Raw genomic sequence first — 24,590 nt, 5'->3', positions numbered from 1 at the left:
AGCGAAAAGTTAATAATAAAGCGGTTAAAAATAAAATTATAATTTAAGATTAATTTTATTTTAAGAAAGGCTAAAATTCGGCGAATTTAGCCAAATTTCGCCAAAATTTTAGCGAATTTACTCGTCAAATTCAAAATTGTGCTTCGCGTTTTTGAAATTTCCGCGATAAAGCTTGGCATTAATTGATTCTTTGGCGATATTTTTATCTTTTTGCGGTTTTGGCAGGGCCAAAAGCGAACGCTCCAAAGCAAAAAAACTCTCCATAATCCCAGCCAACGCCTTAAAAAATTTCGAGCTTTTGTGCTCCTTTAAAAGTCCCATAAAATGGTCGCAAAACTCATTTATCACGCTTGCAAAAAGCTCGGTTGAAAGGAAAATATTTCCATTTTGCGCCTCCGCCTCATCGCGCAAAAGCGAAGATTGCAGATAAAAAATAAATCCCACGAAATCCTCGCTATCCTTGCAAAGCTCGCTGTTACGGCGAAATTTGCTCTTTTTAAGGGTGTTTGTGATGAGGATTTTCATTCTGCCCTCGTCCCTGCCCTCGTCGTAAAAACTAGCTGTCGTTGGGACATTGACAAAGGAAAAATCAAACAAAACATCGTTTTGCTCGCGCCTAAACTCCTCAAAACTAAAATTTTGCAAAATTTCAAAATTCTTAGCGTCTGCTTCGCTAATCGGCGATGATTTTAGAAATTCGAGTTGCTCTTTCCACAGGCTAAATTTAGCCCCGTTTTCGTAGAAAAAAAACGGAATTGCGAAAAATTCATAATAATACGACCTAGCCTTAATCAAATTTAAATCCATTTTCAAATCTCCTCTTGCATTTGCTTTAAAATCATAATTTTCGCCTTGCAATCAGCGCAACAAAACAGCGTTTTTGCCTTATCTGCATCGTCCGCGAAGTGCGCGCTCATCAAATTTGCGATTTTCATAATCGCCTTTTTTGTGGCAAATTTTTTGCCGCACTCAATACACTCAAACAGCTCGTCGCGGGCTAAAATTTGATACTCGAAAAACTCTTTTTTAAGCTCTACGCCACACAAATCAAGCGCCATAGTATCTTTTTCGGCGCAACTTCGCACGCAGTAATCGCACCCCACGCAAAGCGAAGCGTTAAATTTGAGCGAATTATCGCTTTTATCGGCAAAAAGTGCGCCTGTGTTGCACGCGCCCGCGCACGATAGGCACAGCGTGCAGGTTTGCTCGTTTATGCTGATTTTAGCGTGGCTTTGCGACGCGCCGTTTGCGACCACGCCGTAATCGCCCTCGCCCACCATAAATGCCATGCGAGCTGAGAAAATTTCAATTTTGCTTAAATTTGTCTCATTTAGGCTAAATTTCCATTTTTGCCCGCTTTTAGCCAAATTTAGCGCAGTTTTTAGCTGGGCTTCATTGCTAGCCACAAACACTCCCTGCACGCCATAAATCGCCATTGTAACGCTATTTATGAGATTTATCGCATCTTTTGTGGCTTCGCAAATCTCGCCCTCAAAAAGCACAACCTGCGAGCCTGTTTCTTGCATTATGCTAAGCAAAGAAATCTCATCAAGCTGAAATTTAGCAAAAATTCCAAATAGAAGCACCCCACAGGGCAAACTCACGCCCGAAATCTCGCCAAGGCTCGCCTCATGGGCAAGAAGCGGAATTTTGCCGGCGTAGAGTTTTGCCATTTGGCTAATCGCGATTGGTGGCTGTTTTGCCGAGCTAATCGCACCTGTGGGGCAGACGCTCACACACCTACCACAGGCTATGCAATCAATATGCGAAATTTCAAGCTTGCGATTTTGCTCATCTTTCAAAAGTGCCACGCTAGGGCAAACCTCCACGCATTTGGCGCACAGCTCCACTCTCCTGCCCTCGTATTGACAGAGATTTGCGTTAAATGAAATGTTGTTTTTGTAAGTGTAAATCGGCGATTTTTCGGATACGAGAGCTAGAATTTCATCATCATTTAACCCTGCGATTTCATAGCAACCACTTTGGCGAAGTTGATAGCTTTTTGCATTTTCTACTAAGAAAAAATCGGCCTCGACCTCGTATTCATCGGTGTTACTTAGCACGCTTACACTCAAATCCCCAATCCCACCATAGACAAATTTCACCTCAGCGTGAGTTAGGCAAATCACCTTAAATCCAGCGTTTTTGAGCGCATTTACACTGCTTTTGCGCTCATTATCGCTTACGAAAATTATATTTTTTCCCACTGGTTTTTGATAGGCATTATCCGCGCCATAATCAAACATCACCGCCTTTGCTTCGTATAAAATTTCGACATTTCTAGCGATTTGAAGCATTTCATCGTTTGTGGAATTTATATAAAAATTTATCTCTGGCGCGTAAATTTCAGCCTTTAAGCTAGGCGAATTTGCCACGACAAAGTGTTTTTCGCTATCAGTGCAAACCTCTATGCTATCGCCTAAAATAGCCTCTTTTACGCCCACTGGGCTAAATCCGTATTCGCTCATTTTCTATCCTAAAAACAAAATTCGCATTTTTTACACTCATTTTCTAAACAATCGTTAAATGTAAATTTAAACTAAACATAAGTTAAATTTGTAATTTTTTTGGCATGTTAAATTTTAATAAAAATAGTGATAAAAATGGTCCGTAAAAACAAAATTTATAGGATTTTTTAAATGCAAATCAAACTTCCCAAAGTCGATAAAATCGCAAATAGCGCGGAATTTCACGGACTTTTGAAGCCTGTGGTTTTGCGGATCGCAAAAGAGGTAATCGCCGAATTTAGAACCAGCCTAGTAAATGGCGAAAATTCGTGCGCTAGCGAAGAGCAAATCATCGCGCAAATCAAATCTCGCTACGAAAAATTCGCAAATCTCGCACTTCGTCCGCTCATCAACGCAACTGGCGTCGTGCTTCACACCAATCTCGGTCGTAGCGTGATTTCGCCTGAAATTTTATCTCGCGCGCAGGGGGCGATTTGCGCCTATTCTAACCTCGAATTCGACCTAGATAGCGGAACGCGCGCCAATCGCTACGATTATACTAGCGCGCTTTTGGCTGAGCTTTTTGGTTGCGAGAGCGCACTTGCGGTAAATAACAACGCAGCGGCTGTATTTTTGGTGCTAAATACCTTTGCTAGGGGGCGCGAAGTCGTGGTAAGTCGTGGCGAGCTAGTCGAAATCGGCGGGAGTTTTAGGGTAAGCGAGGTCATGGCGAACTCTGGGGCGATTTTGCGCGAGGTTGGCACCACGAATAAGACTAAAATTTCGGATTATCAAAATGCCATAAACGAAAATACGGCAGTTTTGATGAAAATTCATCGTTCAAATTTTGAAATTTCAGGTTTCACACAAAGTGTGGAAATAGACGAAATTTCGCGTTTAGCAAAATTTGCGAGCGAGAAAAAGGCTGAATTTTACGAGAAAAAAGAGCTGGAATTTAAAATTTGCGAAGAGGAAAAATTTAGCGAAATCATTGATTATTACGATCTTGGAAGTGGGAGCGTAAATGATTTAGGCGCGAATTTAGCTAAAAACGAGCCAAAAATTGGCGAAATTTTAGCCTCCGGGGCTAGGCTGATTAGTTTTAGCGGGGATAAACTTTTTGGAAGTGTGCAGTGCGGAATTATACTAGGTGAGAAATCCTTAATCGAAAAATTGCGCAAAAATCAGCTTTTGCGTATGCTTCGGGCTGATAAAATCACCCTTGCGATTTTAAACGAAACGATTAAGGCTTACATTAATAAAGAATTTTCGCTAATTCCTACGATTGATCAAATTCATCTGCCCCTTAGCGAGCTTGAAAGGCGCGCGCAGGGTGTTTTGGACGCGCTAAAAAATACTAAATTTCAAGCAAGCCTTATTCGCACAAAAACCTTTGTGGGCGGCGGGAGTCTGCCTTGCAAAAACTACGATAGCGTCGCTTTGGTGCTTAGCCAAAACGCTAGCCCAGAGGAAATTTCGGCGAAATTTAGGGCGCGCGGGATTATCGGGCGCATTGAAAACGATAAATTTTTGCTTGATTTTCGCGCCATTTTAAAACACGATTTACAAAAACTAATAAAAATTTTAAAGGAAATGTATGAATAGCGTCATAATCGGCACAGCAGGGCATATCGATCATGGCAAAACCGCACTCATAAAGGCGCTAAATGGCGTCGATGGAGATAGATTGGCAAGCGAGATTAAGCGCGGAATCACGATTGATTTAAGCTTTTCAAATTTAAAATCAAAAAGCGCAAATATCGCATTTATCGATGTTCCGGGACACGAAAATTTAGTAAAAACCATGATTAGTGGGGCGTATGCGTTTGACTGCGCGCTTTTAATCGTCGCTAGCGATGACGGGCTAATGCCCCAAAGCAGGGAGCATATCGAAATTTTATCGCTTTTAGATGTAAAAAGCGTGGTTTTGTGTATCACAAAGTGCGATCTCACGGACTCTGCGCGCCAAAGCAAAGTTAAAAAAGAGTGCGAGGAATTTATAGCCAAATTTTCAAATTTGCAAATTTTAAATACTTTTTTCCTAAGCGCAAAGACAAATTTAGGCGTTGATGAGCTTAAATCTTATCTATTTAATATAAAGCCAAAACCGCGCAAAAATGGGGGAATTCTGCACTATTATATAGATAGAATTTTCACTTTAAAAGGCATTGGCACGGTGGTAACTGGCTCGCTTATTAGCGGTGCGATTTCGCGTGGTGAAAAGCTTCTTTGCGCAGATTGTGGCAAAATTTTAACCGCTAAAAGCCTGCAAATCCACGACACTGACACGCAGGTTGCGTATGCGCCAAACCGCGTAGCAATCGCGCTTGATGCTAAAACTAGCGAGTTAGAGCGAGGCTATATCCTTACTAAAAAGGGCTTTTTTAGGGGATTTAACGAAGCCGATACGCTCTTTCGTGGCAAAATAGCGCATGGGGAGGATGTGAGCTTTTGTGTGGGCTCAAAGCAAACGCCAGCAAAAGCGCGCATTATCAAAGAGCTTGATAGTGGCGAATTTTTGATAAATTTCAAATTTGAAAAAACTATGTTTTTGAAATTTGACGAGCCATTTGTATGCTTGGCAAACTCTCGCGTATGTGGGGGCGGAAGGGCGCTAAATGCGGTCATCGAGCCACTAAAAAAGGCAAATAAGGCAGAGTTTTTAACAGCGCTTTTGCACAAAAATTTCAAAAAAGCCTTTGAAATTTTAAGCAAATTTCACCGCCACGGATTTGGGCTGTTTTCGGCGTATCAGAGATTTGATATGGATTATGATAGCGCAAAAGCGATTGCTAAGACGATACCAAATACATATTTTGACGAAGCGACGCTGTGCGTGTATGATAATAGCGCGATTGGCGATATCAAAGAGCTGATTAAATTTATCATAGCAAAAAACCCGCACGCTGTATTTTCCCCAACCTCAATCGCCCTAAAACTCTCTTGGGCTAGCGAAAGCTTAGCCTCCCTCGTGCTTAGCGAGCTAGAAAGGGCTGGCGTGATAGAAAAAACCGGTGGCGTGTATATCAAAAAAGGGGCAAATTTACAGGATTTAAAACAGAGCTTGGAGGGCAAAATTTTTGACATCATCAAAAAAGGCGGAATTGCCCCGCTTGCGCCATATAATATCTACGAAATGCTCGATATCGACCGTGTCAGTGGCGATGACGCTCTGAAAAAACTAACATATTCTAAAAAGGTAGTTCGCCTAGCGCACAATCTCTTTGTGGAGGCTGGGAATTTAAGCCAGATTATCAAAAAGCTTTATGATTTGATAAAAGAAGCTGGTTTTGCCGATGTAGCAAATGTCAAAGAGAGCCTAAATTTAAGCAGGAAATTTGCGATTTCTTACCTAGAATACCTCGATAATCTAGGCGATATCATCACAATCGATAATAAACGCTACTTAAAAAAATAAGTTATTTACAAATTTTGGCTAAAATCGTTGGATTTTTTAAAAAAGGAAGAAAATGAAAAAAGTTTTACTTTTCTCGCTTGCGGGCGCGCTAAGCCTAAATGCCGCGCTTAGCGATAGCGAAATTTTATCTATGTATGGCGGTTTGCCAGCAAATTTAAAAATCAGCGTGGCTGAGCGTATGCCAGTAGAGGGGCTAAAAGATATCCAAGCTGTGATTTTGAAAATTTCAAATGGCGAAATTTCACAAGAAGAGGTGATTTTCACTAGTGGAGATTTGGTTTTGATGGATGTAATCGACCCTAAAAAACAGATTCTTTACAAAGATCAAATCAAACAATCTAGACTTTCAAAAGGGGTAGCAAGCGTCTATAAAAGCGAAAGCAAAGACAATATCATTACCCTTGGAAATGACCCTAAAAAGCCAACTTTACTAATGCTAACTGACGCTGAGTGTCCGTTTTGTCGTAGAGAGCTAGCCGAAATCGAGCGAACGCTTAAAAGCAACAATGTCGAGATCGTAATGACATCAGTGCATGGAGATAGCGGTCATGCCAAATCAGCGCTGATTTACAAAGAGGTCAAATCAGCCAAAACTGACGCCGAAAAAATCGCTGTTTTGCGCAAATACTACGCCGAAGATAACAAAGCAAACGCTTCAAGCGTAAGCCCTGAGGAACTAAAAAGCGCAAAAGCTATCGCCGATAAATACTTCTCATCTGGCCTAAATTCAGTGCCATTTATCATCGAAACTTCAAAATTAAAATAAATTTCAAAATTTATACTTCAAATTCCACGCTAAATTTATGAATTTAGCGTGGAGCAAATTTCAAAATTTCATTAAAACAAAAATTTTGGAAATTTTAAAATTTCCAAAATTTTTGGTAGGTTATTTAGATTTTTTTGTAGAATTTGTAGGGTTTAGGTTGCGGTCAATTATGCGGACATTTGCATTAGAGCGGATTCTATCGTTAAATTCCTCGACCATTTTTTTGCGTTTGTTAGTAACATAGGCCTCGATTGCCTTTTCTTGCACGCTTTCGAAATCAGCCGTTTGCACGCCCTTTTTATCATTGACATAAAACATCTCATATCCATTTGCCGTAGGGATAACTGGCGAGAATTTGCCCTTATCCACGCTTGTGACGATGTATTTTAGCCCTGCGTCCATTTGGCTAGATTTTAGTGTGCCACGCATGACATATACATTGCCAGGGCGGGCATTTGGATTGCGTTTGATAGGATTAAGAGCGCTCTCGGTTTTAGCGATATAGCGAGTTAGCGTAATGCTATCAAAGGTCGTGAATAAAGACGGATTTTGCTCATAAAATCTACGCACATTTTGTGGCGTTACGGTGCGTTGCACATCGGCAAAAAGCGGTCCATAGAGCTTTTCTTCTAAAATTCCGCGACGCACATTTTCTCTAAACGCCTCTTCTGACATTTTTTGCTGTTTTAGCGCCTTTTGTAGCTGTTCTAGGCTGAGTTTGTTCTGCTCGGCAATCATTTTTATGCGGTTATCTATTTCGGCTGGGCTTACGGTAATTCCCCTGCGCTTAATCTCAGAATCTTGCAATTTTTGTTTGATTAAAATTTCCATTGCAGCTTGCGGGCTGGCACCTGTGGCCTTTTGGACTCTGGCTAATTCGTAATTCGTAATCGGCTCATTTTCTACGACAGCCACGACGCTATTTACGACATTTGCGTTTAACGCGCCAAAACCTAAAAGTGCAACAACGGCTAGTTTTTTTATCATTTTCAACCTTTATTTAGTCTTTTTGCTTTATAATCCCACGATTATAACATTAAAAAGTAAAATTTTAAAAAGGAAATTTATGATTGTAACTCGTTTCGCACCAAGCCCGACAGGGTATTTGCACATCGGCGGATTAAGAACTGCGCTGTTTTCATACCTATACGCAAGAGCAAATAACGGCAAATTCTTGCTTCGCATTGAAGATACGGATTTAAAAAGAAATTCAGTAGAGGCCGCAAAGGCTATCGAAGAGGCGTTTAAATGGTGCAGTCTAGACTACGACGGCGAAATCGTCTATCAAAGCTCACGATTTGATTTATACAAAGAATATGTCCAAAAGCTCCTTGATGAGGGCAAAGCATATAAATGCTATATGAGCAAGGCTGAGCTAGACGCGCTAAGAGCCGAGCAAGAAGCCAGAAAAGAGCGCCCAAAATACGATAATAGATATCGCGATTTCACAGGCACTCCGCCGGTTGGTATCGAGCCAGTAATCCGCATAAAATCGCCACTTGACGGCACGATTGAGTTTAGCGACGGAATTAAGGGCGATATGAAATTCGAAGCCAAAGACATTTTAGACGATTTTATCATCGCTAGAAGCGACGGCACGCCGACTTATAATTTCACGGTCGTTATAGATGACGCGCTAATGGGCGTTACAGATATCATCAGAGGCGATGATCACCTATCAAATACCCCAAAACAAATCGTGCTTTATAACGCACTTGGATTTAAAGTGCCTAAATTTTACCATGTTGCTATGATAAATGGCTCTGACGGCTCAAAACTCTCTAAACGCCACGGCGCGACAGATGTCATGGAATACAAAAAAATGGGCTATTTGCCACAAGCTCTGCTAAATTTCTTAGTCCGCCTTGGCTGGTCGCATGGGGACGATGAAATTTTTAGCATGGACGATATGAAAAAACTCTTTAATCCTAATAATATCGGCAAAAGTGCAAGCACATTTAACCAAACCAAACTTGATTGGCTAAATGCGCATTACATTAAAAATTTAAGCGTTACCGAAGCCTGCGCCCACCTGCTAGAATTTGGCGTAGATATAGTCCAACACCCTAAAAAAGAGCTTATCATCGATCAATACAAAGAGAGGGCAAAAACCCTAGCCGAAATGGCGAACGGAATCGCAACCTTAATCAATCCTTTAAAAATTTATGATGAAAAAGCGTATAAAAAGTTTATCAACGAAAATTCGATAGCCTTACTCGCAAAATTCCAAGAAATTTTAACCTCAAATTTCGTTGCAAGCGAAATCGAGGCGAAGACAATGGAATTTTTGGAGGCAAACGAAGTGAAGCTAAAAGATTTAGCCCAACCTTTGCGAGTCGCCATAACAGGAACAAGCGTAAGTCCGTCGATATTTGAGATGATTGAAATTTTAGGTAGCGACGAGGTTAAAGCTAGAATTTCTAGCTTATTACAGAAAGGAATTTAAATGGCACAAAATGATTTGAAAGAAAGGGCATTAGAGTATCATATCGGTGGAAAAATCGGCATAAATGTCAAAACCCCATGCGCTAAACCAGAGGATTTGACCCTAGCATACACACCAGGTGTGGCCGAGCCTTGCAAGGTGATTGAGGCCGATAATGAGCTAGCATACAAATACACCAACAAATCAAATCTTGTCGCAGTTATCACAAATGGAACGGCCGTTTTAGGGCTAGGAGATATAGGTGCAATCGCAGGAAAGCCAGTAATGGAGGGAAAAGCAGTTTTGTTTAAAAAATTTGCTGGCGTAGATGCTTTTGATATCGAGATCAACGAAACAGACCCTAAAAAAATAGTCGAAATTTGCAAGGCTATCTCGCCGACATTTGGTGGAATAAATTTAGAGGACATTAAAGCTCCTGAGTGCTTTGAGATCGAAAAAGAGCTACAAAATGCCGTCGATATCCCTGTCATGCACGATGATCAGCACGGCACGGCGATGATTACAGGTGCTGGATTAATCAACGCAGCCTACATCAGCGGCAAAAAAATAGAAGATATGAAAATCGTAGTATCTGGTGCTGGCGCAGCAGGTATCGCGTGCGCGAAACTCTATAAAAGTCTTGGCGCAAAAAATGTAATTATGCTTGATTCAAAGGGCGTAATTCATACTGGCAGAAGCGATTTGAACCCGCAAAAAATGGAATTTGCTATCGACACAAACGATAGAAGCCTAGCAGATGCGATGAGGGGGGCTGATATGTTTCTTGGCCTTAGCAAACCAGGCGTCGTAACAGCCGAAATGGTAAAATCAATGGCGCCAACGCCGATAATCTTCGCTCTGGCTAACCCTGTGCCTGAAATCTACCCAGATGAGGTGCATGCCGTGAGGGACGATGCGATCGTAGGCACTGGCAGAAGCGACTTTGCTAACCAAATCAATAATGTCTTGGGCTTCCCTTACATTTTCCGTGGCGCACTAGATGTAAAAGCCAAAAAAATCACCGAAAATATGAAACTAGCCGCTTCTCGCGCTATGGCGGAGCTAGCCCGTGAGCCAATCCATCCAGATGTGCTAAAAATGCTAGGCAAAAAGGATTTGAAATTTGGGCGAGATTATATTATCCCAAATCCATTTGATCCGCGCGTGTTTGCTATCATTTCAGCCGCTGTGGCAAAGGCTGCGATCGATGATGGCGTCGCGAGAGTAAGCAATTTCGATTTCGAGGCTTACAAAAAATCTTTACAATCAAAATAATCGAAATTTCCCGTTTTCGGGAAATTTCAAAATTTAAGGTATCAAAAAAATGCAAAATTTCGAAAATTCATCAAATTTAGCCCTACTTACTGACTTTTATCAACTCACAATGATGCAAGGGTATTTTTTCTTAAAACCGCACGAAGTCGCAGTTTTTGATATGTATTACCGCAAAAACCCATGTGGTGGCGGTTATGCGATATTTTGTGGTATGAGCGAAGTGGTGGATTATATAGAGAATTTGCATTTTAGCAGTGATGATATAGAGTATTTGCGCTCGCTTGGGAGTTTTAAGGAGGAATTTCTAACCTACCTTGAAAATTTCAAATTTAGTGGCGAAATTTACGCTGTCGATGAGGGCGAGGTCGTATTTCCGCACGAGCCACTAATCCGCGTCAAAGCAAATATCATCGAGGCGCAGTTAATCGAAACTGCGATTTTAAACACCATAAATTTCCAAACCCTAATCGCTACCAAAAGCTCGCGCATAAATTTCAGCGCAGGAGAGGGTAGCGTAATGGAGTTTGGACTTCGCAGAGCGCAGGATAAAAGTGCTGCGATTTTTGGCGCAAAGGCCGCTATAATCGGCGGTTGCGTGGCTACTTCAAATGTTTTGGCTGCCAAAATTTTTGACATACCAGCTATCGGCACGCACTCTCATGCGTGGATAGGAAGCTTTCCTAGCGAAATCGAGGCCTTTCGCGCTTACGCCAAAATTTACCCAGATTCCGCGCTTTTGCTCGTCGATACCTACGATACGCTAAATTCCGGCGTGCCAAATGCGATTAAGGTTTTTGAAGAACTTCGCGAACAAGGCCACAAACCGCTTGGAATCCGCATTGATTCTGGCGATTTGGAATATCTGACCAAACAATCTCGCAAAATGCTTGATAACGCTGGATTTAAGGACGCCAAAATCACAGCCAGCAACGATTTGGACGAATACGCAATCGATCAACTCAAACTTTTCGACGCTAAAATCGATAGTTGGGGCATTGGCACGAGATTAATCACAGGTGGCGATAGTTCAAGCCTTGGCGGCGTTTATAAGCTAAGTGGTATCGAAAAAGAGGGCGAAATTTTGCCAAAGATTAAAATTTCAAACGACCCGCGCAAGATAAACAACCCCGGCTACAAGCAGTTTTTCAGGCTCTATGACAAAGATAGTGGCATGGCGCTAGCGGATTTAATCACGCTTGAAAATGAAAGTATCGATGAAGGCGCACCGCTTGAAATCTTCCACCCACTCTACACCTACAAACGCAAAAAACTCGAAAATTTCAGCGCAAAGGCTATGTTAAAGCCTGTGTTTGTAAATGGTAAATTTGTCGGCGAGAAAAAATCCGTCATGCAAATCGCCGAATTTTCGCGCAAGGCTAAGGCGAAATTTTGGTGCGAATACCTGCGAAATATCCACCCACAAACCTACAAAGTAGATTTATCGGCTAGACTTTGGGAGACGCGAAAATCGCTGATTGATGAAATCAATGCAAATTTAGGCAAATCGTAGAAAATAGTAAATTTTTATTTACTTTTGAAATAAAAATTTTGACTATAATTGCGCGTTTGCAAGATTTCTTGCGTAAAATTTCATTTTAAAAGGATAGAAAATGAGCAAAATTCTCTCATGCATGACTGCACTTTTACTTTTGGCAGGTTGCGCCTCAAAGCAGCTTCGCCAATCCCCAGAGGACGCGATTAACGAGCAAAACCACACCGCAGCAACTGCCAAAATGGAAGTGCTAAATTTCAAAACCGAAAATGGCAAAAAACTAAGCCTAGCTTCAAACGATTTGTTTGACACAGCGGTTTTAACTGATAGCGAGGGCAAAACTCACAACCTAACTCGCCAACGCTCAGCTAGCGGAATTTACATGGAAAATGACAAAGGTGTGAGTATCCACTTCAAAGAAGGCGGCGAGGGCATAGTCGAGTTTAGCAAATACAACTCACTCTCAATCTCACAAGTCAATTAATCCAAATTTTGCCACTTCCTTGGTGGCAAAATTTATTAGTTTTATTAATTTTAAAATTTTAACTTTTTCTTACAAAAATAGTAATATAATTTACGAATTTTAAAATAGGAATATGGATGCGATTTGGCAAGATAGATTATTTAAATTTACTCCCTTTTCATGTGTATTTAAAATCTCTACCTTTACCAGCGCATACCAAAAAATTCATAGAACTCAAAAAAGGTGTCCCTAGCAAGCTCTGTCGCGATTTGCGCGCAATGCGTGTCGATGCGGCCGTGATTTCTAGCATAGAATCCCGCCACAAAAAATACTCCACCCACCCTCTTGGCATAGTCGCCCAAAAAAAGGTAAAAAGCGTGCTCGTGCGCAAAGCTAGCACCCCGCGCCTAGATCCAGCCTCGATGAGCTCAAATATGCTCTCGCGAATTTTAGGCATTAGTGGCGAGGTCATCATCGGCGATAACGCTCTGCGCGCGATTTTATCGCAAGGGGAGGAGAAATTTTACGATTTGGGCGAAATTTGGCACAAAAACACAAATTTGCCATTTGTTTTTGGAATTTTATGCTCGGTTAAAAATCACGAAATTTACGCCAAACTTACCGAGGCGTTTTTACGCACTAAGGTCAAAATCCCGCAATATATCCTCATCAAATACGCTAGAAGCAGAGGAATTGCTGAAAAAGACATCTTAGAATACCTCCAACTCATAAGCTACAAAGTCGGCGCGCGCGAGAGGCGCGCACTTAAAATTTTCCTAAGAAAAGCAAGCAAATTTAATTATAAACCAATTTAAGGAGGAGATATGAACAGTTATGTGGCAGGGTTGTTAAACAACCTAAAAGAGCAAAATCCGGGCGAAGAAGTTTTTATACAAGCAGCGACTGAAATTTTTAACTCTCTTGCTCCCCTAATCGAGCGCGAAGAAAAATACACAAAACACAGAATTTTAGAGCGAATCACCGTGCCAGAGAGAAGCCTGAGCTTTCGCGTAGTCTATACAAACGATCGTGGCGAGCCTTGCGTGCATACGGGATACCGCGTCGAGTTTAACTCAGCGCTTGGCCCATACAAAGGCGGTCTTAGATTTCACCCTAGCGTAAATATGGGTGTTTTGAAATTTTTAGGTTTCGAGCAAATTTTCAAAAATTCACTCACAGGCGTTAATATCGGCGGCGGCAAAGGTGGCGCAAATTTCGATCCAAAAGGCAAAAGCGACGGCGAGATTATGAGATTTTGCCAAGCATTTATGTTAGAGCTTCACAGGCTTATTAGCGAAAATACAGATGTCCCAGCTGGCGATATCGGCGTGGGCGGTAGAGAGATCGGCTATATGTATGGCGCATACAAAAAAATCACTCGCAGATTTGATGGCGCACTTACTGGCAAAGGCCTAGCATGGGGCGGAAGCCTAGCTCGCACGCAAGCCACAGGATATGGCTCAGTGTATTTCGCACAAGAAATGCTAGCTAAAAAAGGCGAAGCACTTCGTGGCAAAGTCTGCGCAATCTCAGGCGCAGGAAATGTCGCAATCTACACAGTCGAAAAACTATATCAACTAGAAGCCAAACCAGTTACTATTAGCGATTCTACCGGCTTTATCTACGATCCAGATGGCATTGATTTAGCACTTCTAAAAAAGCTAAAAGAGGAGCTTAGAGTAAGCCTTGCAGAATACACCAAAGAGCGCAAAAACGCTAAATTTACCCCAGTTAGCGAGTATCCAGAGGGCAGAAACGGCGTATGGAGCGTCAAATGCGACGCAGCCTTCCCAAGCGCTACACAAAATGAGCTAAGCTTAGAGGACGCCAAAACCCTATACGCAAACGGATGTCGCCTTGTATGCGAGGGCGCAAACATGCCTAGCACGCTAGCTGCGATTGATTTTATGCTAAGCCAAAAAGACTTTTTATTTGGCCCTGCAAAGGCAGCAAATGCTGGTGGCGTGGCGACAAGTGGCTTAGAAATGATGCAAAATGCGCAACTTGAATCATGGAGTTTCGAGGAGGTCGATGGTCGCCTTCACGAGATTATGAGACATATCTTCCGCACCAGTTACGAGACTTCGAAAGAATTCGGCGATGAGGGCAACCTTGTGCTTGGCTCAAATATCGCAGGTTTCCGCAAAGTAGCCGATGCGATGATAGATCAAGGCTATGTTTAATAGCTAAATTTCGCTAGGATTTCCCTAGCGAAATTTTAAAATTTTAAAAATTTAATGCTCAATTTTATTGCTTAAAAGCGTGGCGATAGATTTCGTGCGTTCGTTCGAATTTAGCGCGATTTGTATGCTCATAGTAAGTGGCACAGCCAAAAACATACCCCCCACACCAAAGACAAATCCCCAAAGAAGAAGACCGCCTAGCACGCTTAGTGTCGAAAGCCCCAGTCCCTCGCCCATGAAGCGTGGTTCGATGATATTTCCAATGACGACATTTACAATGAGATAGATCGCCACAACCCAAATACTCACGCTTAAATCCATTGTCGCCAAGGTTACAAAAAGTGTCGGAAAAACGGCGATTATGGAGCCGATTGTAGGGATATAATTTAGCATAAAGGCTACAATCCCCCAAAGCGCAGCATAAGGCACTCCAAGCAACCATAAACAAAGCCCGATTAGCGCACCTGTCGTGGCACTTGAAATCGTTTTTATAAGTAGATATTTTTTCAGGCTTGGGGCAAATTTTTTCATAAATTTATGCATACCGCGGTTGCGAGCGGAAAAATATTTGATTTTCGCATCGATTACCGAGCTTTCAAAAACCATGAAAGAGACCAAAATAAAGACAAAAAACCCGGTGCTGACAATTCCGCCTGTTTTTTTCGCCACAGCTGTCGCGCGAGATACCATTTCAGAGGGCTCAGCACCGAGGCTAGCTAGATCAAAATCAATGCCGTAATTATTCAACCGCTCTTGCGCGCCACCTAGGACCTGGTTAAATTTCGCCCCCAGCTCTGGTAACTGCGCCGAAAACTCTCTGACCGCCTTAAATACGATATCGCCCATAAATCCCATAACGCCAAGAAATCCCAAAACCACAATCAAAAAGCTAAATAATCGCCCAACGCGCAGTTTTTGGATAGATAGCATTAGTGGCGAAATCAAAACCGTGATAAAAATCGCTAGCAAAAACGGCACTATAATCGAGCCAGCAGCTTTAAGTCCTGCTATGATTATTACCACGCAAGCAGCCGAAATTAGGGACATTTGAAGTTTCATTGTAATCCTAAATTTTGAAATTTGTTCTATATTTTAATAAAAATTTGTAAATTTTAGATTTTTTGCAAAGTGGAATTTACCCGTAAATTTCACGGGTAAATTCGGCTAAATTTAATCAGCGCACACCGCGTTTGGCTGGATTCTCGTCTCGCCAGAGTATGATGAAATCATCAACGCCTCGCCATTAGCATACTGGCACACGCGACCTGCTTGTGTTGAGCTTTTAAGCGATTTGCCCTCTTTGTATGTGATTGTCACAGCATCAATTACCTTGGTATCGCTTACCATCGATCCCGCTCCTGCTCCTAGCACGCCACCTATCGCGCCACCAGCCACAGCTCCGCCTGTTTCGTGGCGACCGCCCATTTTATGACCTAGCACAGCTCCGCCCACAGCGCCTACTACGCCACCTGCGGCTTGGGCTAGGCGTTTGTTTTCGGTATTATCGACCCTGACCTTAGCTGGGACGATTGAGAGAATTTGGATAGTTTTGGCGTTTTGTTCTTGGTTTAATCCATGCTCGTCATAGACATCAGGGCCCAAAGTTTCTGATTTGTTAGAGCAACCACTAAGCGCAATCATCGCAACTACGCTAAGGCTAAGTAGAGATTTTTTCATTAAAACTCCTTAAAATGAGATAAAATGTGAGGATTATACACTCCCGTGGTAAATTTATTTTAATCATATATTAAATTTGGCTAAATTTTGCTATTACAAATTTAAGCCTAAATCGTTATAATTCTTGCAAAATTTAAAAAAAGGAAATTTATGAGAAAATTTCTAGTTTTGGCTAGTCTTTTGGTGCTTTTAGCGGGGTGCGGGGAGGAGAAAAAAAGAGGAAAACAGCGCTTAGCTAACACGAAAAAAAATGATTCCATAGAGCTAGAAATTTCGCGCGAATTTGACAAAATCGCTGCCACAAACTCCGCAACACCGACAAAACCTATAAATTCTACCACGCTAGCCATGCCCGATACGCCAGCTGTTTTTGATGCGAGCAAAGATGGCTTGGGTGAAATTGCAAGCGCGCCAGAGAGGCTAGAAGCGCCAAATTTCGCGCAAGAAAAAAGCGCGCCAAGTGTTTCAAACAAGCCAAATACAAAAAATCTCGCGCCAAGTGAGCCTGAGATGGCAGAGGCGCCAGCCACTTCCACGCAAACGATAATTTTATCGGCTCCAAATCAAGCTAAAAGCGCACAAGAAAACGCCGATAAATGCCAAAACGCCGAAACTATCGCGCTAATCAAGGCTAGCAAAAAGGATTTGCCATACAAAAACGGCGTTGTGATTTATAGCGACATAACCTGCCAAGACAACCTACTAACGCACTACTATGAATTCGACCTTCCGCCAGAGGCAATGGAAAAAATCAGCCAAATCGAGGATAAATTGCGCTCGAATTTGGTTTTAAAAAGTGGCGAGCTTTTGGAGCTTTACTGCAAGGCCGAGGAGCTAGCCGAATACAGAGATAACGAAATCGCCATGGAGTGGCGCTACACCCTGCCCGGGATTGATGCTAACCTAGCTTCTATCGTAATTTCTCCGAGCGATTGCAAGTAAAATTTAATAAAATTTAAAAGAAATTTAGCCAAATTTTGAAATTTGGCTAAATTTTGGATTATCTGTTTAGAAGTTTTTTGGCTTCATTAGCGACATTTACATCACTAAAACCGAAAAGTTTGAATAGCTCGCCAGCTGGTGCGCTCTCGCCAAAGCTCTTCATGCCTAAAATTTCATCGGCGAATTTATACCATTCTAGCGCACTTGCGGCCTCTACGGCTAGGACTTTGCCTTTGAAAATTCTAGCCCTATATTCATCGCTTTGTTCGCACAAAAGCTCGAAACAAGGCGCACTAACGACATTTGCTCTGATATTTTCGCTTTGCAAAAGCGCGGCGGCTTTTAGGCAGATTCCTACTTCGCTACCGCTAGCCACTAGCGTAATATCGGCGTTTTCGCACTCTTTGATCAAATACGCGCCATTTTTTGCCTCGCCAAATACAGCCTTTGGCAAAGCCTCCAAGCCTTGGCGTGAGCAAACAAAGGCAGCAGGGGCGTTTATGGCCAGTGCTGCGCGCCAGCACTCTACATTTTCGTTGCCGTCAGCCGGACGGAAGGTGTAGAAATTCGGCATTGCGCGGAAGGTTGATAGTTGCTCGATTGGCTCGTGAGTAGGGCCGTCCTCGCCCACACCGATACTATCGTGAGTGAAAACAAAATAGTGCCTTAGACTCATAAGCGCCGCCATTCTAGCGCTATTTTTAAGATAGTCGCTAAAAATAAAAAATGTCGCAGAAAATGGGATAAACAGCCCGTATCTAGCGATTGCGTTGTTTATCGCAGCCATTGAGTGTTCGCGAATCCCGAAGTGGAAATTTTTGCCATACGGGAAGTCGCCAAAGCCCTTTAATTCGGTCTTGTTAGAGGCCGCAAGGTCTGCGCTTCCGCCTATGAAGCTAGGAAGCGCGGCCGCAATTGCGTTTAAAATTTTGCCATTGCTATCGCGCGTAGCGACCTTTTGACCGCTAAAATCAGGGAATTGTATAGCGTCAAAATTTGGATTTTGAAGTGAATTTAATAAATTTTTCTTCTCTGCGCTTAAATTTGCGATTTTTTCGTTCCATAGTTTCTCAGCCAAATCGCCCTTTTCTACGGCTGCGCGAGTAGCGAAAAGCACATCTTCGCTCACGCTAAAACTCTCATCAGGGTTAAAGCCCAATGCCTCTTTGGCTCTTTTTATGAGATCCTCGCCCAAAGGTGCGCCGTGAGTTTTGTGGCTACCTTCTAGCTCTAATGCGCCCTTGCCGATAGCGGTATTTGCGATGATTAGGTATGGTTTGGTTTTGTTTTTGGCCTCATCTAGGGCAAATTCGATTTGGTCGAAATTGTGTCCGTCTATGCGAGCTACCTCGAAGCCTTGGGCTTCGAAGCGAACCTTGATATCCTCGTCCCACGCAATCGAAGTTGAGCCGTCAATCGTGATTTTGTTGCTATCGTAGATAATGACGAGATTATCTAGGCTGTGGCAACCTGCTAGCGCGCATGCTTCGTAGCTGATACCTTCCTCTAAATCGCCGTCCCCGCAAAGGCAGTAAATTTTATGATCGATTACCTTTGTATTTTCGTCATTTAGCAAATTTGCAGCGTATTTTGCCGCCATTGCGAAGCCCACAGCGTTTGCTACGCCTTGTCCTAGCGGACCTGTGGCGATTTCTACGCCTGGGGTTGTGATTTCTGGGTGACCTGGGGTTTTGGAGTGGAGCTGACGGAAATTTTTCAAATCTTCCAGCGCGATATCATAGCCACTAAGATAGAGATAGCTATACACCAAAGCACTTGCATGACCGCCGGAAAATACGAGGCGATCGCGGTTTAGCCAGTTTGGGTTTTTTGGATTATGCACTAGCTTTTCCATAAGCACGCTCATCACATCGCTTAGCCCCATAGGAGTGCCTGGGTGGCCAGAATTAGCCTTTTGGATCATATCCGCACTCAAAAATTTAATGGTGTTTGAAATTTTACTTCTCATTTTTATCCTTTCAGATATTTGTTTATCAAATTTGATACTAAATTTTGCAAATTTTCACTCTCATCGCTCATGCTTTCTTCGATTTGCGAAATGAGTGAGTTTTTATACTCTTTGGCGCGTTCGACGCCGAGTAAATTTGTAAAAGAATTTTTATCCGTGTCGTGCATAGTAGGCTTTCCTGCGATTTGGGAGCTTTGCGTAGCGTCGATGATGTCATCTTGTATCTGAAAAGCTAGTCCTAAATTTAGCCCGACGCCATAAAATTTCCTTGCCTTTTCATCGCCCAAACCCGCTATAACAGCGCCTAGCTCAAACGAAGCGGCTATTAGGGCGCCTGTTTTGTGAAGGTGCAAAAATTTTAAATCTGATATTTCTAGGTGTTTTTTCTCAAAATAACAATCAATCGCTTGACCCAAAACCATGCCCGCTGAACCAGCATTTTTGGCTAAAATTTCAACGCATTTTACCTTAATATCTGCGCTTAAATTTGACTTAGAAATCACCAAAAACGCGTCAGTATTTAACGCGTCGCCCACGAGTATCGCTGTAACCTCATCGTATTTTTTGTGTATGGTTTGATGAGAGCGCCTAAAATCAGCATTGTCCATAGCGGGTAAATCATCGTGGATTAGCGAGTATGTATGCACCATTTCTAGGGCTTTTGCGACAGGCAGGGCGTCTGCAAATTTATTTTTATTTATAGCAGCGACCACGCCAAGAAGCAGTTGAGCGCGAAAATGCTTCCCACCAGCACCCAACATATAATTTAACGCCTCTTCGAAATATGGGTGAAAACTAGGCGCGTGAAGCGGGTTTTCGCGCAAATACTCTTTAAATTCCTTTAAAATTTCCATTTTTATTCCTAATTCGCGCCAAATCCGCCTAGTCCGCCAAGACCACCTAGCATGGCAGTTGCGGCGTTTTTCTTTTCGTTTTCTATGAGTTTTACGGCGTCATTTATCGCTGAGATTAGCAAAATTTGCAAGCTGTCTTTATCCTCCAAAAGGCTATCGTCGATCTCCACATCCAAAACCTCGCCAGCACCGTTGATTTTGATAGCGACCATACCAGCGCCGACTTTGACGCTAAATTCTTTTTTGGCGTTTTCTTCTTGGATCTGCTTTGCTTTTTCTTGCATTTGCTCGATCATTTCGCCCATTTTAGAAAAATCCATTCCCTCAAACATCTCTTACTCCACAATCTCATTTTTTTCATTTACATGCACGATTTTTGGCTTAAATTTTTTCGCCTCGTCTGGCTTCATTTGTGCATAACTTACGATGATTACCACATCGCCCACACAAACCTTGCGCGCAGCCGCGCCATTTAGGCAAATCTCGCCCTTTTTCTCGCCCTCGATGATATATGTGCTAAATCGCTCGCCGTTGTTGATATTTAAAATTTCAACCTTTTGAAACTCTATCATACCGCTAGCTTTTAAAAGCTCCCTATCAATCGTAATCGAGCCGACATAATTTAGATTTGCGTCCGTTACACGGGCTCTGTGAATTTTGCTTTGAAGCATTGTTATTTTCATTTTTGCTCCTTTAAAATCTCTAAAACGACATCTTTATCGCTAAATGGGTATTTTACGCCCTTTATCTCTTGGTATGTTTCATCGCCCTTGCCCAAAATCACGACCGCTTCGCCATTTTGCGCCAAATTTATCGCTTTTTTAATCGCCTCTTTGCGATCTGCGATTTTTGTGATTTTTTCTTTATCTCGCATACCCTCTTCGATTTGCGCTATGATTTTTTCAGGGTCTTCGCTTCGTGGATTATCGCTAGTGATGATTGCAAATTTAGCGAAATGCTCCACCATAGCCCCCATTAATGGGCGTTTTAGAGGATCTCTGTCGCCACCTGCGCCAAAAACCACGATTAGTTCGTTATCTTTGAGCGCATTTAGCACCTTTTCGATCCCATCTGGCGTGTGTGCAAAATCCACAATGACAAGGGGATTTTTGGCTACTACTTGCACCCTGCCCTCAACACCTGCGAAATTCGACATTGCTTTTGCGATATCTTTTTCATTTTTATTAGTTAGCATTTTAACTGCGCCAAACGCTGCTAGGGCGTTGTAAAGGTTAAATTCGCCGATTAATTCGCTAGAAATTTCAAACTCGCCATTTGGAGTTTTTATCATAGCGTCGATTGCGCCTTTTACGCTGTAAGCTAGCACGCTAAAAGTGGCTGGATTTTTCACGCCATAAGTTAGAGCATTTTTTAGATTAAATTCGATATGGCCGTCGTCTTTGTTGATAAGCTTTGCGCTTTCATCGGCGAAAAACGAGCTTTTTACCGCGGCGTATTCACTCATAGTTTTATGATAATCCAAATGATCTTGGCTTAAATTTGTAAAAATTTTAAGCGCGAAATTTAGCCCCTCAATGCGGTTTTGCGCGATTGCGTGAGAGCTAACCTCCATAACGAAAAATTCGCACTTTTGCTTGCTAGCCTCCCATAAATAACTCATCGTTTTAAAAACAGAGCTAGTAGTAAGCCCCTTTTCATCGATTCTTTTATCGTTTATGAAAGCCCCTCTGGTGCCACACAGCCCCACAGAATACCCCAAATCCAAAAGCATAGAATAAATCAGTGCGGCGGTCGTGGTCTTGCCGTTGGTGCCGGTAATGCCTACGATTTTGATACCCTCATCAATCCCTAAAAGCGCCTTTGCTTCACCAATAGAAATGATTTGTGCGCCGTTTTGCTCGGCTTGTGCGCTAAATTTGGAATTTGCGCTAGTTTGCACAAAATAGCACCCGCTCTCGCACTCGCCCGAATTATCGGTGATAAAATTATCTTTAATCTCTATTTTCATTTTTTATCTTTTTTATAATCTCATCTAGGCGCAAATCCCCAGCGAAATGCTCCGAACTCGCCTCGATATAATTAATGCAAATTTCATCAAATCCATTTGCAAGCAAATTTTGCAAAAACTCAATCATCTCGTCTTTGTTCTCAACCGCGATTTTTGACGAGAAAATCACGCTCTCAAAGACATTTTTGAAGCTTCCGCTCTCCTTTACAGCGCGCATGAAATCTTTGTATAAAATCGCGTCTATCCCCTCTGCCTCATCTGAAAATTTCTTTGAAATTTCAGCATTTTTCTTAGCGATTTTTTCGTTAATTGAGTTTAAAATTCGAAACAAAACGCTAGGTTTTGGCTTAGGTTTTAGGGTGTAAAATTCATACAGCATCAAGGCCTCTTCTGGCTCGCTAAGCCCCAAATCGCAAAGCTCGATTAAAAACAAAAGCTCATCGCTTGGTTTTTGCTCTTGCGCTAGGGCAAAAAATGTTTTAGCAAACTCAAATTTGCCAGATTTTAGGGCGTTTAGCCCTTTTGATTTATAGCTCAAAATTCTCGCCTTGTGGGATATTTACGACGCTAAGTTCTGGGTGGATATCCATACGAAGCTGTCTTTCTACGCCAAATTTCAGCGTCTGTCCGCTAGCAGCGCAACCATGACAATGTCCTGTTAGCGTAACATACACAACGCCGTTTTTAATGCCACGAAGCTCCATATCACCGCCGTCGTTTTGTAGCATTGGGCGGATAGTATCGAGGCTAGCCTTGACAGGATTTAAAAGCTCTTCATCGCTAAATGGTATCATTAAATTTCCTTTAAATTTGCTCTTTAATTGCTTTTTGGCGCGTCTTTTGCCATGATTTTATCGCCTAGGGTTTGTAGATTGCTTAGGCTTTTTAGGTGGAAAAACGCTAGCTCCAAATAGCCTTTGCGCGCAAATTCGGCTAGTTTTTTATCATCTAGGCTCAAAAGTTTTTCGCGGTTTAGTATCAAAAAGCCGTTTAATAGCGTAATCGTCTCGCCATCTCTTTGGATATTTAGCTCTTTTGCCTCCAAAACGCCAGCCTCTTTTAGCTCTTTTGCAGCCTCGCTAGTAATGGCGTTTAGCTCCCAGTAGTTTTTCATCACGCTTTTCAAATTTTCCAAAAACTGCGTTGGTTTGCCGTCTTCAAACAGCGCCTCGCCCTCGCCTTTGATTTGTTTGGCGTCCTCATCGAAGCAAATCACCATGCGATCTTCGATTTTGGCTAGGAAAAATGGATAATTTTGGATAGCTGATGGCACCATGCCTTTGTAGCTTTTGTCGATTAAAAGGTTTTTTGAACGGCCTAGAAGTGCTACCATTTTTGGCTCAGGTTCGTTTGTAAAAACGATGACTAATTTATCAGAACACGCTGGAACCTCAGGCGCAATTACAGGCACAAACGGCTCGTTTGGAATCGCGTCTGCGTGGTATTTTAGGTCTGCGTGTTTTACGCTATCGAGTATAACTGGTCTCATGATTTGTCCTTAAATAAAAAATATCCCGCGATTATACTAAATTTAGGATTAGAATAAAATTTATTATGGCGCGAAATTTGCGAATTTAGCGTTTAAATTTTAAGCAAGGCGATTTATCGCCAAAACAATCTGTGAATTTAAAATTTAAAAGCAAGTGTTTTTAGGGTATTAAATTTGGCTAAATTTGAAGCAAAAGCTCAAATTTAGCCTGCGTATCATCAAATCGGCATTACGCGGATATTTTCGCTTAGATTATCCTTTAAAACCGCCTCGATCGCATATAGCGTCGCGCCTGCACCACTAGCGCACCCTGAGCACGCACCCAAATAGCGAATATAAATGTCAGTTTTGCCGTCATCGCTTGGTTTGATGTCGATGACATCGAGATTTCCGCCGTCCATTTGAAGCATTGGGCGAATATCGCTATCAAGTATCGCTTCGACCGCTTTAAATTTGCCGATTAAATTTAGCTCTTCAAAGCTTAGTTTCGCCTCTGGCGCCGTGCCAGAGCTAGCACACGCACCGGCTTGGGCTTGGAGTTTTTCTAGCTCCATTTCCTCTCTTGTTTGAGCTAAAATATCCTCTAAATAATACTCCCTAGCCTCGTGTCCGCCGGGCTTAATGCAAGATTTACAAAACGCGCCAGCCTTTGTGTATTGTGTGATTTGCTCTACGGTTTTTAAATCATTTAGCTTAATCACCTCTTTTATCGTGCCAAGGCTCACCCTAGCGCACTCGCACACGATAATCTCATCTTCGAAATGCTCAGGATCTATGCCTTTGTATTTTGCCGCAGCTGCTTTGATGACATCATACGCCATTACTGAGCAGTGCATTTTTTGTGGTGGGACAGCCGGCTCGTCAGGGGTATCGCGCATATCGCGCTCGACATCTAAATTTGTAATCTTTACAGCTTGATCGACGGTTTTGCCGATACAAAGCGCTGCCATAGTGTCGCTACTAGCGATTGCCGTGCCACAGCCAAAGCTTTTAAATTTAGCGTCGATGATAATGTCAGTGGCAGGGTCGATGAGCCAGTATAATCTCACAGCGTCCCCGCAGCTCTCTGCGCCAAAATCAGCCACAATTAGCTTCGCACCACGCGCAGCGGCTTCTTCCTCTGTGATTTCGCCCATAAATTTAGGGTTGTTCATGCGATCTTGAACCTTGTTTGAGTATTGCTCCCAAATCGAACCATTTATTAAATCGTTTTTTGCCATT

Annotated in this window: 24 protein-coding genes; 10 read left to right on the top strand and 14 right to left on the bottom strand. The window is 42.4% G+C overall.

What is annotated here, in order from left to right; translation table 11 throughout:
* Positions 1-117 precede the first annotated feature (117 nt).
* Positions 118-807 (bottom strand): hypothetical protein, encoded by a 690-nt coding sequence (locus OFO07_RS05105; protein WP_270871172.1) that lies wholly within the window; start codon positions 805-807, stop codon positions 118-120.
* A 2-nt stretch (positions 808-809) separates the two neighbouring features.
* Positions 810-2,468: a 4Fe-4S binding protein gene (locus tag OFO07_RS05100; RefSeq protein WP_270871171.1), complete on the bottom strand. Its 1,659-nt coding sequence runs from the start codon at positions 2,466-2,468 to the stop codon at positions 810-812.
* A 171-nt stretch (positions 2,469-2,639) separates the two neighbouring features.
* Here OFO07_RS05100 and selA point away from each other — a divergent pair, with 171 nt between their 5' ends.
* Genes selA through OFO07_RS05085 form a run of 3 tightly spaced genes read left to right on the top strand, consistent with a single transcriptional unit; the run spans position 2,640 to position 6,631 of the window.
* Positions 2,640-4,052 carry an L-seryl-tRNA(Sec) selenium transferase gene (gene selA, locus OFO07_RS05095; protein WP_270871170.1) on the top strand — a complete coding sequence of 471 codons (1,413 nt, stop codon included), beginning with the start codon at positions 2,640-2,642 and terminating at the stop codon, positions 4,050-4,052.
* Entirely contained in the window at positions 4,045-5,865 is a 1,821-nt protein-coding gene (selB, locus tag OFO07_RS05090) for a selenocysteine-specific translation elongation factor (RefSeq protein WP_270871169.1), read from the top strand. The genes selA and selB overlap by 8 nt, the downstream gene beginning before the upstream one ends.
* 52 nt (positions 5,866-5,917) lie before the next feature.
* Complete coding sequence (locus OFO07_RS05085) at positions 5,918-6,631, top strand: histidine kinase (RefSeq protein WP_270858462.1); 714 nt, start codon at positions 5,918-5,920, stop codon at positions 6,629-6,631.
* A 120-nt stretch (positions 6,632-6,751) separates the two neighbouring features.
* Here the strand turns inward: OFO07_RS05085 and OFO07_RS05080 are convergent, their stop codons facing one another.
* Positions 6,752-7,618: a SurA N-terminal domain-containing protein gene (locus OFO07_RS05080; RefSeq protein WP_270862921.1), complete on the bottom strand. Its 867-nt coding sequence runs from the start codon at positions 7,616-7,618 to the stop codon at positions 6,752-6,754.
* A gap of 79 nt (positions 7,619-7,697) precedes the next feature.
* Here OFO07_RS05080 and gltX point away from each other — a divergent pair, with 79 nt between their 5' ends.
* From gltX to gdhA, 6 genes are all read left to right on the top strand, one after another.
* On the top strand, positions 7,698-9,077 hold the full coding sequence (gene gltX, locus OFO07_RS05075; protein ID WP_270858464.1) for a glutamate--tRNA ligase: 1,380 nt from the start codon (positions 7,698-7,700) through the stop codon (positions 9,075-9,077).
* Positions 9,078-10,331 carry a malic enzyme-like NAD(P)-binding protein gene (locus tag OFO07_RS05070; RefSeq protein WP_270871168.1) on the top strand — a complete coding sequence of 418 codons (1,254 nt, stop codon included), beginning with the start codon at positions 9,078-9,080 and terminating at the stop codon, positions 10,329-10,331.
* 49 nt (positions 10,332-10,380) lie between these two features.
* Positions 10,381-11,841, top strand: coding sequence for a nicotinate phosphoribosyltransferase (locus OFO07_RS05065; RefSeq protein WP_270871167.1), 1,461 nt, complete (start codon positions 10,381-10,383; stop codon positions 11,839-11,841).
* Between the two features lie 100 nt (positions 11,842-11,941).
* Positions 11,942-12,307, top strand: a complete 366-nt coding sequence (locus OFO07_RS05060; protein WP_270871166.1) for a hypothetical protein — start codon at positions 11,942-11,944, stop codon at positions 12,305-12,307.
* Between the two features lie 116 nt (positions 12,308-12,423).
* Positions 12,424-13,101, top strand: a complete 678-nt coding sequence (locus OFO07_RS05055) for an MqnA/MqnD/SBP family protein (RefSeq protein WP_270871165.1) — start codon at positions 12,424-12,426, stop codon at positions 13,099-13,101.
* Between the two features lie 9 nt (positions 13,102-13,110).
* Positions 13,111-14,469 (top strand): NADP-specific glutamate dehydrogenase, encoded by a 1,359-nt coding sequence (gene gdhA, locus OFO07_RS05050; protein WP_270871164.1) that lies wholly within the window; start codon positions 13,111-13,113, stop codon positions 14,467-14,469.
* A 51-nt stretch (positions 14,470-14,520) separates the two neighbouring features.
* On the opposite strand, the gene OFO07_RS05045 is transcribed toward gdhA, so the two are convergent.
* Positions 14,521-15,528 (bottom strand): AI-2E family transporter, encoded by a 1,008-nt coding sequence (locus OFO07_RS05045; RefSeq protein ID WP_270858470.1) that lies wholly within the window; start codon positions 15,526-15,528, stop codon positions 14,521-14,523.
* Between the two features lie 111 nt (positions 15,529-15,639).
* Positions 15,640-16,146, bottom strand: coding sequence for a glycine zipper 2TM domain-containing protein (locus OFO07_RS05040; RefSeq protein WP_270871163.1), 507 nt, complete (start codon positions 16,144-16,146; stop codon positions 15,640-15,642).
* A 150-nt stretch (positions 16,147-16,296) separates the two neighbouring features.
* On the opposite strand from OFO07_RS05040, the gene OFO07_RS05035 reads away from it, so the two are divergent.
* Complete coding sequence (locus tag OFO07_RS05035) at positions 16,297-17,088, top strand: hypothetical protein (RefSeq protein WP_270871162.1); 792 nt, start codon at positions 16,297-16,299, stop codon at positions 17,086-17,088.
* Between the two features lie 58 nt (positions 17,089-17,146).
* On the opposite strand, the gene tkt is transcribed toward OFO07_RS05035, so the two are convergent.
* The 9 genes from tkt to OFO07_RS04990 all read right to left on the bottom strand — a co-directional run bounded on the left by tkt (position 17,147) and on the right by OFO07_RS04990 (position 24,589).
* Positions 17,147-19,057, bottom strand: coding sequence for a transketolase (gene tkt / locus OFO07_RS05030; RefSeq protein ID WP_270871161.1), 1,911 nt, complete (start codon positions 19,055-19,057; stop codon positions 17,147-17,149).
* A gap of 2 nt (positions 19,058-19,059) precedes the next feature.
* On the bottom strand, positions 19,060-19,911 hold the full coding sequence (locus OFO07_RS05025; RefSeq protein ID WP_270871160.1) for a polyprenyl synthetase family protein: 852 nt from the start codon (positions 19,909-19,911) through the stop codon (positions 19,060-19,062).
* Positions 19,912-19,919: 8 nt separating this feature from the next.
* Positions 19,920-20,243, bottom strand: a complete 324-nt coding sequence (locus tag OFO07_RS05020) for a YbaB/EbfC family nucleoid-associated protein (RefSeq protein ID WP_270858475.1) — start codon at positions 20,241-20,243, stop codon at positions 19,920-19,922.
* A gap of 3 nt (positions 20,244-20,246) precedes the next feature.
* A complete protein-coding gene (gene panD, locus OFO07_RS05015; protein ID WP_270871159.1) occupies positions 20,247-20,594 on the bottom strand; it encodes an aspartate 1-decarboxylase in 348 nt (115 codons plus the stop codon).
* Entirely contained in the window at positions 20,591-21,880 is a 1,290-nt protein-coding gene (locus tag OFO07_RS05010) for a UDP-N-acetylmuramoyl-L-alanyl-D-glutamate--2,6-diaminopimelate ligase (RefSeq protein WP_270871158.1), read from the bottom strand. The genes panD and OFO07_RS05010 overlap by 4 nt, the downstream gene beginning before the upstream one ends.
* Entirely contained in the window at positions 21,864-22,418 is a 555-nt protein-coding gene (locus tag OFO07_RS05005) for a histidine kinase (RefSeq protein WP_270858478.1), read from the bottom strand. The genes OFO07_RS05010 and OFO07_RS05005 overlap by 17 nt, the downstream gene beginning before the upstream one ends.
* A complete protein-coding gene (locus OFO07_RS05000; RefSeq protein ID WP_270858479.1) occupies positions 22,408-22,674 on the bottom strand; it encodes a NifU family protein in 267 nt (88 codons plus the stop codon). Before OFO07_RS05000 ends, OFO07_RS05005 begins: the two co-directional genes overlap by 11 nt.
* Positions 22,675-22,697: 23 nt before the next feature.
* Complete coding sequence (locus OFO07_RS04995) at positions 22,698-23,369, bottom strand: SapC family protein (protein WP_270868508.1); 672 nt, start codon at positions 23,367-23,369, stop codon at positions 22,698-22,700.
* Positions 23,370-23,587: 218 nt separating this feature from the next.
* Entirely contained in the window at positions 23,588-24,589 is a 1,002-nt protein-coding gene (locus OFO07_RS04990) for an iron-sulfur cluster assembly scaffold protein (protein ID WP_270871157.1), read from the bottom strand.
* Between the last annotated feature and the right edge of the window lies 1 nt (position 24,590).

It is taken from the genome of Campylobacter sp. JMF_06 NA1 (assembly GCF_027737785.1).
GTDB lineage: Bacteria > Campylobacterota > Campylobacteria > Campylobacterales > Campylobacteraceae > Campylobacter_B.
Note: the sequence above shows the minus strand (reverse complement) of the source record. Positions and strands in the feature narration are given on the sequence as shown.